This window comes from Pedobacter psychroterrae (assembly GCF_004331695.1).
GTDB lineage: Bacteria > Bacteroidota > Bacteroidia > Sphingobacteriales > Sphingobacteriaceae > Pedobacter > Pedobacter psychroterrae.
Genome location: NZ_SJSL01000007.1, coordinates 201,171 through 214,301 on the forward strand (window position 1 = coordinate 201,171; position 13,131 = coordinate 214,301).

Genomic DNA, 13,131 nt, shown 5'->3' on the forward strand with positions numbered 1-13,131 from the left:
ATATATTTTCATAATTTTGCATGTATCATTTTACGCAAAAAACAAACTAAAAGGATCCTCATAATGAAGATGTCACTCAATCATAAAAGCCCTGTTCCACTTCACATTCAGGCAGAAGAATTGTTGCGCAAGATGATTAAGGACCCGCAGTTTCAAAACGGAAAGTTACTTCCCAATGAGATTGACATAGCGAGCCAACTGGCGATCTCGCGTACTACATTGAGACAGGCGCTGAACAAGCTGGTATATGAAGGACTGCTAATCCGCAAAAAGGGTGTAGGAACCAAAGTGGCCGATGCACTGATCAGTTCCAAATCCGTCAACTGGTTAAGCTTCTCGCAGGAGATGAAGGCACGGGGTATCCCTATTAAAAACTTTGAGCTGCATGTGAGCTGGATCTATCCGGAAGAACACATCGCTAACTTCCTTAATATCAAGACTGATCAGAAAATACTAAAACTGGAGCGTTTAAGAGGCAGACCTGAAGGCCCTTTTGTATACTTCGTCTCTTATTTTCATCCGCGTACCGGACTGACCGGAGAGGAGGATTTTAAAAGGCCCTTGTATGATATACTGGAGATGGATTACAACATTGTGAGTGAGCTTTCTAAAGAAGAGATCAGCGCCAGATCGGCTGATAAATTCATAGCAGGAAAACTGGAAACTGAGGTAGGAAGCCCCATCTTGTTCCGTAAACGTTTTGTCTATGATCAGGCGGAGCGTCCTATAGAATATAATCTTGGCTATTACAAAGCAGATAGCTTTGTATATACCGTAGAAAGCAGAAGGGGATAAATTAATTTATCCCCCATTGCATATTGGGTTTATCACCCATTTCCAATACTATTTTACCCCCTTTAAGCAACTCACTTGCAGGGAATTTGAATGAGTGTAGCGCTTTTCCGTTCAATGTTGCTTTTTGCACGTATTTATTTGCCCTCGATGCATTTAAAGCCTCTATCGTAAAGGATTTACCCCTTCCGTACTGTCCGCCAAGATCAATGCTTACTTTGGGAAAAATAGGGCTGCCGATCTCATATACCGGCTCAGTACTGCAACCGCCATCTGTCTGAAACAGTCCCAAAGCTGCCATCACAAACCAGGCACTCATCTGCCCCTGGTCTTCATCACCCAAATAAGCATTTGCCAGTTCATAGCCATAGTAACGGTCTATAATTGAACGGCTCCATTGTTGTGTCAGCCATGGCTTTTTAACATAATTGAACAAGAAAGCAAAATGCATAGACTGCTGATTTCCCTGTATTACGGGATAATCCCAATACTGGTCGCCCGGTGCATTATAACGCAGTTTATTGCTTTCGCCAAAACCCCATGACAGTCTGTCGATGAATTTATCTATACCAATTGCATTGGCCAGACCTGTTACATCCTGTGGCACGAAATAGGTCAGCTGCCAGGCATTTCCTTCTACATAATGTTCATTGGCGCCTGATTTAAAAGGATCAAAATCCTTCATCCAGGTACCATCAGAATGTCGCAAACGCGCATAACCTGTCTCTTTGTCGATCACATTCTTCCAATAATTTGATCTTACAGCAAACTCTTCTGCCAGTGTAGTTTTACCCAAAGACTTCGCAAATTGCGATACTGTCCAGTCGTCATATGCATACTCGAGGGTATTAGAAAACCTGCCTTTATCATATGGCACATACTTGTATTTGAGGTAAGGCTCCAGGTCTCTGTTGCCCGCAAAACCAAGCCCCACCTTTTGTGCAGGTGTAGTCTGCATTTTGTGTACCGCCTCAAACGCTTTCTGTGCATCAAAGTCGCGGATTCCCATTTGATAAGCACCTACAATTAATGGAATTTCATGCTCCGCCACCATCACCGGCACATAGTTCATACCAGCAGGACCTTTTGCGAGCCAGCCATTGGCATCGTACATTGCCAATTGCGATTTCACCCATTTAGAGGACCACTCAGGCGTTACCAGGTTCCAAAATTGGTTGAGGTTCCAAAATGTATTCCAAAAAGCATCACAACCAAGTGCAAGCGCCTGGGGATCTTTCAGCTGCTGAATCTTTTGCGTAGCGTCTACCCATCTGCCGTCTACATCACTCCAGGTATTTCTGCTGGCTAATGCACGGTACATATTGCTGTAAAACCTGACCTTCTCTCTTCTGTCGTTGCTGCTAATCGCTACCCTGCCGATCAGCTTGTTCCATTCTGTACGCTGACCATTGCGTACTTTATCAAAGCTCCAGCCATAGGGCTTTGTTATTTCTTCCTGCAAGTTTAGTGCAGCATTTTCCAGACTCACCAAGGAAATACCGGTACGCACCTGCACTACCTGGTTGCTTCTCGTATCAAACTCTACATAGGCTCCTGCATCTTTAACAGATCCTGAGTTTACAATATCCTGATCACCGATCTTTTCATCCGTCCATGTCCCGAACTTCCTGATGGGCTGGTCGAATTCTATCACAAAGTGAACGATATAATCCTGGTTTACATCACCCGACCAGGCATTGGGTGTAAACTGCCTGCTAAATCCTTCTATCCGGCGGTCGCCAACTTTTCTAAGCGAAACATCTTTTAGCTGATACCGGTATTCTGCCGGGATCTGCAGATCGATCATCACCCTCGAATCGGTAGCCTTCGGGTAAGTATACCGCTGAAACCCACACCTACTGGTTGCCGTTAGCTCTGCTTTTACCCCATAATCTTTCAATATTACTTTATAATAGCCAAGTGGCGCTTCTTCAGTAGATTTATCTATCTGAGAACGATAGCCACCATCCTCTTTACGCTGGTCCCCTCCTTTTATTTTCAAAGGTCCGTTTACAGGCAGCATGCCCAGTCCCGCCATCGTCCATTCGTGGATGTGACTAAACAAACCTACACTCTCAAAACTGGGATCATAGCCACTTTGCCATCCGGGATTCTGATTGTCCGGACTCAGTTTCACCATACTAAATGGCATCCAGGGCCCAGGTGCGATCATCCACCTCGAATGTGCTGTTCCCATCTTGGTATCTACATAATCTGCAGGTGTAAATTGCTGTTTGGCAGCACGTTTTACCGTACCCCTTTCCAGCAATACGCCATTATCAAAGATCTCATATTTACTTTGTTTGGAAGCGACAACTGCAGGCATAGGCACCTCAAACTGGTATCGGGCACTATCCAGCTGATCTTTGAAGATCTCCACACCGTCCAGTTTTACAGTTAGTACCGGTTTACCGGAAAGGTGCTGCGCATCTACAAGCAAGGGCTGAAAACGCTTTCCATTCTCTACTATTTCATAATCAGCAGCTTTTACGCTTCTTAAAAAAACACTTTTGTTGGCAATCAGCCGCACAGCTTGGGGGCCTTCCAGTTTCAACTGGTCAAACACCATCCAGGAGCCATCGAGCGTAGTAAGCAGGATTTCATTCCCCCCTTTTTTCAACAGGCCATTGGGTATCGGGATTTCAATTTTATGTTCCTGTGCTGCACTATAGTCACCCACAACTGCATTATTTGATTTTTGCTTTGGCAACTGATTGACAAAACCTTTACCATTCACTGTTGCTTTAAATAATGGAGGCCCATCGCCATGATAACCTGCCAGGTCTACGGTAAACTTCCAGTCGCCCTGCGCAGGCAATTCCCGAAGACCAAACAGGATGTTTGCATGGTGTGTACGGATACCTGAAGTGGGGCCTGTACCTCCCCAGCCGTCGCTCGGACCAGGCAATACATATGGCCAGTCGGTCTCTGTTTTGGAATGTCCGATGATAAAAAAGCGATCTTCCCAACCAAAATCTTTGTTCAGAAAGTCCTGATAACCAGACGGGGCAAGCGCCATTCCGTCGCTTCTATTATCGGCCTTGCCAATTTCCCAAACCGTCTTTTTCTGTGCAGCTGCCTTCCATACATTCAGGCAGAGCAGCACGACCAATATGATTTTAACGTACTTCATCTATTTCTTCAATTTTGCTTCCAGTTCATTTACTGCAGTCCATAACACGCCCGCTTCTCCTCTAAAACTGGAAGAGCCCTGGGGTTTGTTGTCGGGTGTATACCATTCATAAAAACCCTTGTTCTTTAGCACCCTGGCCAGCATAGGCTCAACCGCCTCACATGCTTCACTGATCAATCCATAGCGGATCAGTTGTGAGATCATCCTTCCGCCAAACCAGGTCCAGTCGCCCCCGTTCTGATAAGAATAAGGCCCCATCCCTGAATTTTTAAATGAACCTTTAGGATAAACAGGATAAAGCGTCAAACCAATGCTTGACGCATTTGCTTTTTTTAAGTTGTCCTGCATCTTATGATACGCTGCCAGTACCTCTGCTTTACTGAGCAGACCGGCTTCAATGGCTACTGTAGTACCTCCATGATAATAGATTTCGGACTCATCAAAGCCTGAAAACGGGGAACCGTTTAAATATACATGAGGGATGTATTTTTGCTTAGCCTTGTCCCACAGATGCTTGCGGATGTTCTTTTTAAGTCCATCCCGCACCTTTGTCCATTGCTTGCGTTCCATAGCAGAGATCTCAGCAAAACCCAGGTAATCATTGATAGCAATGATAAACATCGCATTGTCATAGATATCTATCGCTTTATGCGTGTCCTTATTTATCTCTACACCCCACTCATGTTCGGGCTGTACATCACCCCAATCGGCCGTGGTTGCGCCCCAGATTAGCCCATGCGGCTCACTAAACCTTTGGGTCAGTAAAAACTGCATAGCCTTTTCCAGCAGCTTCTGCACGTTACTGCCAGCCACGGTGTCTTTTAGAATAGTTTTATCGCCGGTCGCTTTAATATATTTAGCCACGGCCTGAACCAATGAGGATTCCTGGTCGGTTTCCACCGTATTTTTATGGCCTGCATAGTCAGGTGCAAGTACCGAATGATAATATTTGTATGGCACACCTGAGCCTTTCGGGTTGGGCACGTAACCGTCCAAAATACCCCCATCAGGTTGTTGGAACTGCAGGAAGCGGATCAGGTGTTTTTTGATCACTGCTTTGTCATTGACCTTGCATGAAACTTCTATAAAAGTGTTCATGTCCCTGATCCATACTTCGCCATAGCCATCCCCGGCGGTAAAACCGGTCTTTATCAGCCTTTCGGCCATTTTCTTAACTGAATCTGCCAGCGGCAGAACAGATTCATTTTTTTTATATGCATCAGCAGATAACAGTTTTTGCGCATAAGACACATTTAAACCAGGTATCAGCAAACAAACTATCAAAACTTTTCTTATACTCATTAATCAGGATCTATCTTTAAAATTTAAATATACTATAACTTACAAACGTTCTTTGGTAAAGAAGGTGAATTCGCCCATTGCCTGGAAGGAGCCATTACCCCAGTTGGAAAGTACCTTGATCCGGATATAACGGGTACGTGGAACAGTGGTTGGCAAGATAAAATCATGACCCGCCTCAGCCGCCGCAATATCAGCAGCAGTAGTGGTCCCCACCGGTGATCCGGACGGTTTAGGAACTTCACAGGTACTCAATAAAGTCCAGCTGGCCCAACTGCCGTCAGATGCAGGATTGTCGCTACCCCAAATTTCAAACGATTTAACAGCCTCCAATCTGTAAATCCGGTCTTGCGGCATCCAGAACCTGACTTTGCTCAACTTATTTAATACACCTGTATCAAAAGTAAACCATACAGGCAAGGGCTTGTTTGGCTGTGTAGCAAAGCCATTACCTGTATATACGCCGTTCCAGAGGGCCGGCATTAGCCAGCCGAAGCCACCTTCTTTCACATCAGTAGGCAGGATCAGTTCTGCAAATCCGCTCTTCGCCAATTGCCTTTCATAAGCAGGCAGGGTAATGTTGACATAGTCCTTCGAAAAAGTATCGTAAGCATTGCTGTCAGGCAAAAATACTGAACGGTAAGACAAAACTGTTTCCCCCTGGTAATCACCTATTGAGGTGGTTAATGCCCCTTCAGGCGTTTTTATTATTTTCTCTGCACCACTGTTGTCCCTGTATTTAATTTCTATAAATTTCTCTCCAGCCAGCGGCGAAAGCCAGGTGATCACAATATTACCTGCCACATCCTGAGTAATAGATTTTACCAAACGGTTGGCAATGGTACTCGCATAGCTGTCACCATATACACTGCCCGTGGCATGTGCTACAACAGAAATATTGTTATTGGCATTGAAAGTATACACGTCAAAATTGTACACACCCTCGTTCAGGTTGCTGATCAGCATATTGACAGTGTCTCTCGCATAGCCTCCTGCTCTGCTTACCGGAATCTCAAGCGAATCTGCACGGTTGTTCCAGTAAGCCTTGATTCTGGTAATAGAAGGATCACTGCCCAGGGCCAGCCTGAGCTGCACACGTTTATTTCCAGATTTTACAATTACCGAGTCTACCCTGGCAGGATAGGTAACCTCACCACCTGCTATAAATTTTTTAAAATCATCTTCTTTTGTACAGGATGCAACGCATAAACCTGCAGCAATTATAAAGAGACAAGCAAGATATTTATTCATCTTCATCATCATATTTTTTTTAAGGCTATAAAGGCCATCATTGATTTCTTCTTTTAATTCTATCTCCGTTACAACCGTTTATTCCGGCGCACCCCACATCATAATTTCATTGAAATTAACATAGGTTCCGTCAGACCAGTTCCTTACTGTCTTAAACCTGATGTACCTTACTTTTGGCACATCAAGTGGGAATGTTATGGTCTCCCCTGCTGCTGCTGCGTCATTATCGGCATTAGACAATTGCCCGGCAGGCAATCCTGAAGGCTTGATCTGTTCGTGGGTAGCCAGCAATGTCCAGTTGGTAAAGCTTCCGTCGGAACCGGGATTATTACTACCCCAGATCTCCACTTTCCTAGGATTGTGCAGGTTAAAATAAAACCCCTGCCGCATATACCAGGTCATGCGGCTCAGCTTAACGGATAGTCCCATATCATAAGTAAACCATTGCGGCATTTTTGCGGCATCCCCTGTATGGTAATAGCCCCCATTGCCAACGTCGCCGTTAAACAAGTGAGAAATGGCACCACTATAGCCCAGCGGGGCATCAGTTGGCAAATTGACACCCACCATTTTAGTACGGTCTAATTTTACTTCAAACAGCGGCTTTAGTGTAGTGATCAGTGTATCTGATATATTGCCCCACCTGTCGCGGATATAGATCCCAAACTTGGTATCTACCGATGGCAAGTCCCTGGTACTAAAATTACCTGCTTTTAAATTTGTGTAATTGGTATTGATCGGAACAAAGTTACCCAATGAATCATTGGCCAGAATCACTATGGCAATGTTATCTTCAGTGGAATTTCCAAAAGCTACATTAATACCGCCAAAATCGGGGATCACTGTAATTCCCTCGCGAACAAGTAAAAATGGTGCTTTTAATGGATGAACAGTTACTGACAATGGTGATGACTCATTGCCACCCCTGTCTACCGCATACAGCTTTACCTCATACTCGTCTGTATCACCAAAACCCAGTACAGTGAGGTTATTGTTATAATAGCTAACTTTTGTTTCGCGTACATCACCTTGTTTGGAGGTGTAGACGGCCTTTACATACAGCACATCCTTATCAGCCGGCAGCGTATAGGTTATTTTTGCGGCACCGGCCATATTTTCTACAGAAGCGTTGCTGACTGGCCCCGGAGCTCCTCCATCATTCACGAGCGACACCACCTCGCTTTGTTTACAGGCTTGTGTTGCTGTCAGTATTACCGCTATACACAAGATATATGTTAGTCTTTTCATTATCTTTTATTTATAATTTAAACAGATCATAATTACCATCCCAGATTTTGCACCAGTTTAGGATTTGCCAGGAAGTTACCTTCGCTAATCGGCCAGAAATAGTCTCTCGGACTAACGAACGACTGATTAAACAGCAATACCCTTCTGTTATAGTCTGCATAACTAGCTCTGATGATATCCCATCCATAGATCGGCTGGTTCAATACCTGGCTGGCTTTCTTCCATCTTTTCAGGTCCCAGAATCTGCTAGCCTCAAATGCCATTTCGATCAGACGCTCTTGCTGAATGATGTCCCTAAGACCTGCTTTAGTGGTATATTTATCAGGGCTGGTAGAAAAATTAGTCCATGAACTCTCTACAGTGTTCAGACCAGCGCGCTCCCTGATCTGATTTAGATAATTTAGCGCGGTAGCACCATCACCAGCCTCATTTGCAGCTTCTGCATAGAGCATATACAGATCTCCCAGGCGCATTACCGGCCATGGATAAGATTCTACTGTAAGGGAAGTCTGGGTCTCTACCAGGTTCCAGTTTACCAATTTCTTTGCATAGTACCCGGTTACAGAATACAACCTGCTTTGTTTTTTACCCGCAGGCTGCTCAGATTTACTTTGGATATCATGGTTGCCATCAGCCATGAAGAACTTCGATCCGTCAAATGCCAGATCTGCATAAAAGCGGGGCTCTCGGTCGAAATGCAGCCCAACAGTCTGGTAGTTGGCCTGCAGCTGTTTATCGGCTGCTGTGGTGCTTCTCAGGTTAAACCTGTTCGCATAGTCCCATGTTTTGTCTTCCGTGATCGGCACTCCGTTTTTGGTGTAGAACAGCTCTGCCATTTTCATTGTTGGTGCAAGCTGGCCTTTTAGGCCAAGGTTGACAAAAGTGGTCTGCAATTGTGGACAGGCGTACACCTGCAAAGCATTTGTGGGGGCACCATAAGCAGTATTTCCAAAGATCAGCTCAGTGTTCCATTTCTGACACACTGCATTTCTGATGTTCATCTCTATCTTTACTTCATCAGTCACCGCTACTGCACCAGGAACAAACTTGTAGAGCGTATGGCCAGCCGCAACTGCAGCTTCAACGGCTTCTTTACAAGCCTGCGCAGCTTTATCCCATTTTGTCTGGTCGAAGGTAGAATTGAACAACAAGGTTCCGTCAGGATTCTTGAAATTGCCGTAATCCGGATTTCCGTTAAACAGCGGACTTGCAGCCGTAACCAGTAATCTTGCCTTGATGGCGAGTGCAGCGGGTCTGGTCACTCTGCCCAATTCAGTAGCCAAACTAGTAATCTTATCAGGCAGGCCTGTATTTCCATCTCCCGCTGCCTCATCCAATAATCTTGCAATATAATTCACTACCGAATCTACCGGCTGCCTGCTTACTTTCACTTCATCAATATTAGCCGTGATGGGCAGGTTGGTGTCAATGATGGGAATTGGCCCGTACATTCTCAGCAAGTACCAGTGAAAATATGCTTTCATAAATTTGGCCTCAGCAATCCATCTGGTTTTTACGTAAGGTTCCAGATCTATCGGTCTGTCGATGTTTTCTAGGAATATATTACAGTTCCTGATACCTTGCCACATGGATTTACCGTCAAAACTATCCCAATAGTTCATCCTCGGAGAAACTTTGTTTTGCAAGCCACGTGCTATGTTGTAGGGATCGAGCGACCAGAAGTCTTCACCACTGATCGGCCAATAGATCCAGAATTCATCGCCTGCGTTAAAACCGGGATTTGTTTCAGGATGCCCTTCCTGTGGCAGGTTGTTGTAGAGCGTAAACAAGAACTTTTCAGCCTCGTTCCTGTTGGCAAAAGCGTTGTCAATTGTGGCCACATTATCAGGCACTACATCCAGAAAGCTTTTTTTGCATGATGAGAGCAGCGTCATCAAGCCCGCGACTGACAAAATAAGGTATGTATTAAATATTTTCATATCGATAATCTATTTAAAATTGTACGTTCATTCCGAAGTTGAAGACCTTCTGAACCGGGTATCCCAGTCCGTTACTGCCCTGCTCAGGATCCCAAAGCTTAAAGCTGCTCTTCACAAACAAGTTGGTTCCATTGGCATATAGCCTGATACTGCCGATGTGCAGTCTGCGCAATGCTTTCTCAGAAATATTGTAGCCTAACTCCACATTTTTCAACCTCAGGAACGACCCGTTGCGCATCCACCAGTTGGATGTTTGCGTGTTATTGGAACTTACATTCTGATCCAGACGTGGCCAGAAAGCGGTAACATTGCGGTTATCCTCCGACCAATGGTCATTGGCAATCACCTCCAGCAAACCATTCTGTGATCCGCCACTAAAGGCAAATGGAGTGATGGCTCCGGGGCTTATCCAGAAAGATGACCTGCCCGAACCCTGAAAGAACCCGCTCACATCAAAATTTTTATAGCCCATCGACAAGCCAAACCCGTAAACAATTTCTGGGGTTGTAGGCAAACCAAGCGGCACTACATCCAGGGAAGTAATCTGTCCGTCCCCGTTTACATCACGGTATTTGATGTCCCCACCCCTTACTTCACCAAAATTTTGATAAGGAGAATTTCTCACTTCCTCGTCGTCCACAAACAGACGTTCTGCAATCAGTCCGTAAGTTTGCTGCAAGGGGTTGCCTACGCGTGACAAATAATATAAGCTGCTGGCATATTCCGGTTCCTCATTGACCAGAAATTTATTGGTGGCGTAGGTAAAAGTACTTCTGCCCTGTATCCACATATCACCAAAACTCTTATTATAATCCAGCGAAAGATCTATACCTTTGCCTTCTGCCTCGCCCACATTGGCCTGAATGCCTGCAGCCAATCCCATGGTATTAGGAATGTAAGCCCTATTCATCAAAATATTTCTACGATGCTGTCTGTAGACATCTACAATCAGGTTCATACTACCAAACAAGCTGAGGTCCATACCGATATTGGTGGTTTGCGCCTTTTCCCAGGTAATGTCTTCATTGGAATACCTGGATATGGAAACGCCGTTCCTAACGAAACTATAGTCGGTACCAAACCTGGCGGCACGGTTGGCGTCGCTGAGGTTTACATTTGATAAGTAGAAGAAACGGTCGTTTGAATTACCAATCTGATCATTACCCACCAGACCGTAAGTAGCCCTGAACTTCAGTTTAGACACTACTCCCGCAAGCGGCTGCATAAATTTCTCATTGGATACATTCCAGGCAACACCTACTGAAGGAAAGAAGCCATACCGGTGATTTTCGGCGAACCGCTCCGATCCGTTGTAGCCAAAATTGGCTTCCAGCAAATACCTGTTGTCGTAGCCATAGGTAAACCTGCCAGAAAGTCCCTGATTTCTAAAAGGGAGAGACAATTGCAAAGTGCCCGCATTCGCATTGAGGTAATTTCTAAGCAATGTCACCAGGAGCCCGCTGAAACTATGTTTTTCGCCAAAGGTGCGGTTATAATTTACAGCCGCCTCCATATAGGTAGTGGTGTTCTGTACCTTGGCGCCTTGTGTATAATTCAGATATTCCGTAGCATTCAATTCATTTAGCAGATTCAAGCTATAGTTTTTACCATCTGCTGAAGTAGGAGTGGCAGAATAATAGTAAGGCGTATACGCCCGGCTCAGGTCAAAATAAGAATAACGCTGTGTGTAAGCCATGACCCTTGCGTTAAGACCCTCTGTAATAAACTTAAAATCCTGCTTTACTTCCAGCTGTACATTTAAGGTGGAGGTATTGTATTGCTGAAATCCTGAAACCATCCGTGCATATGGATTGGTATATCCAGGTCCGTCTCCGGCAAGGGTAGCATTTCCAAACAATGGATGTGTTACTTTCGACAATGCCGAGGCCGGATAAGTGGCCGGAAAGTTTACCGGATTAGACGAAAGCGCACTTGCGAATACCAGGGCACCGCCATTGATCCTGTTGCCATTCCCATCATAACCCCCTACAGGCCCATTATAATCATCAAAACTTCCTGAAGTCCTGACAATACCTTCAGTAGTAGGTGTCAGTTTTACATTTACATTAGAGCGGATCTCATAACTTTTCAGGTTGACATTGTTGTCAAAATTATTGCCTGCTTCAGATTTCAGCACCCCATTGTCCTGGTTAAATGTACCAGCTATGTAATATTGCGCTACATTACCCCCACCAGTCATGTTCATATTAAACCGCTGGTTCATCGTATAGTCCTTTATCAGCATATCTATCCAGTTATTGCTGGGATAAAGCATAGGATTTGCTCCAGCAGCTGTACGATCGATCTTGGTCTGCGAATAAGGCAGCAAACCAAGTGGGTTTCTTGTCAGTACCGCTTCGTTGGCCAGCTTCATATAAGTGATGTTATCGGCCAACTGAAAATTCTGGGTATTAGAAGAAACTGAGTTCTCAAACCGCACATTGAATTTCGTTTTTCCGCTCACACCCGATTTGGTAGTTACCAGAACTACACCATTTGCACCTCTTGCACCATATAATGAAGATGCAGCTGCATCTTTTAATACAGAGAATCCAGAAATATCATCAGGCTGCAACCTAGCAAGCGCATTAGAAGTGGATTCCATACCATCAATCAAAATCAGCGGATCAACCTTACCGGAGCCAAATGACGTAATTCCACGGATAAAGAACTGCGCGTTGTCTGCACCCGGTTCGCCGCTTCTTTGATATGCCACTACACCAGACAAGCGGCCTGCCAGCATCGTAGTCAGGTTACTGGTGGGCCCCTTCAGCTCTTTTGGATTGATGGTAGTAATAGAACTGACCATACTTTCCTTCTTTTGCTGTCCGTAGGCAACTACCACTACATCGTCCAGCAGATTGTCTTCTTCATTTAGTGACACATCGACCGTCTTACGCCCACTGATGTTCAGCTCCTGTTTCTGATAGCCCACAAAAGAAAATACCAGCACACCCTGGGCGTCTGGTACATTCAGTACGTATTTTCCATCGTTGCTGGTAGTGACACCGTTTGCTGTGCCTTTTAGTGTTACACTTACTCCCGGTAGCGGAAGCCCCTTAACATCAGTTACAACTCCTGAAACGGAAACCGCAGTCTGGGCTTTAATTCCGACAGCAGCGAATAGTAACGGTAAAAGGTAACAGAGGTATTTCACCTTTAGATAAGTAAAATTTCTTCGATACATAGTGGTTTAAATTGGTTATAAGTATTTGGTTAAATTGTTCTCAACGATAATTTGTACATACATAGATACATAATAATTTTATAATCGCAAATTATTTTTTAATTTAATTATAATGGACGTAACATATTGATTTAAATCCTGGTATCGGACAATATTGTAGCCGAAAAAAAAAATCATTACTAAATAACATGTTAATACATATTATTTATATACAAAAAAACCCGTGAGCAGAAGTCACGGGTTTTTTGGAAACCACAGATGAAACAGGCTTCCTATGCCTG

At 44.6% G+C, this 13,131-nt stretch carries 7 protein-coding genes; 1 reads left to right on the plus strand and 6 read right to left on the minus strand.

Features of this window, described 5'->3' with window-relative positions; all coding sequences use genetic code 11:
* Nucleotides 1-63: 63 nt before the first annotated feature.
* A complete protein-coding gene (locus EZ437_RS19045) occupies nucleotides 64-795 on the plus strand; it encodes a GntR family transcriptional regulator (RefSeq protein WP_131597658.1) in 732 nt (243 codons plus the stop codon).
* A 1-nt stretch (nucleotide 796) separates the two neighbouring features.
* Here EZ437_RS19045 and EZ437_RS19050 read toward each other — a convergent pair whose 3' ends face one another.
* From EZ437_RS19050 to EZ437_RS19070, 6 genes are all read right to left on the minus strand, one after another.
* Nucleotides 797-3,925, minus strand: a complete 3,129-nt coding sequence (locus tag EZ437_RS19050; protein ID WP_205942760.1) for a GH92 family glycosyl hydrolase — start codon at nucleotides 3,923-3,925, stop codon at nucleotides 797-799.
* Nucleotides 3,926-5,227 (minus strand): GH36-type glycosyl hydrolase domain-containing protein, encoded by a 1,302-nt coding sequence (locus EZ437_RS21775; protein ID WP_205942761.1) that lies wholly within the window; start codon nucleotides 5,225-5,227, stop codon nucleotides 3,926-3,928.
* 39 nt (nucleotides 5,228-5,266) lie between these two features.
* Nucleotides 5,267-6,475 (minus strand): DUF4998 domain-containing protein, encoded by a 1,209-nt coding sequence (locus EZ437_RS19055; protein ID WP_165500477.1) that lies wholly within the window; start codon nucleotides 6,473-6,475, stop codon nucleotides 5,267-5,269.
* A gap of 78 nt (nucleotides 6,476-6,553) precedes the next feature.
* Complete coding sequence (locus EZ437_RS19060) at nucleotides 6,554-7,723, minus strand: DUF5000 domain-containing lipoprotein (protein ID WP_131597660.1); 1,170 nt, start codon at nucleotides 7,721-7,723, stop codon at nucleotides 6,554-6,556.
* 32 nt (nucleotides 7,724-7,755) lie between these two features.
* Nucleotides 7,756-9,663 (minus strand): RagB/SusD family nutrient uptake outer membrane protein, encoded by a 1,908-nt coding sequence (locus tag EZ437_RS19065; protein ID WP_131597661.1) that lies wholly within the window; start codon nucleotides 9,661-9,663, stop codon nucleotides 7,756-7,758.
* A 13-nt stretch (nucleotides 9,664-9,676) separates the two neighbouring features.
* Entirely contained in the window at nucleotides 9,677-12,850 is a 3,174-nt protein-coding gene (locus EZ437_RS19070; protein ID WP_131597662.1) for a SusC/RagA family TonB-linked outer membrane protein, read from the minus strand.
* Between the last annotated feature and the right edge of the window lie 281 nt (nucleotides 12,851-13,131).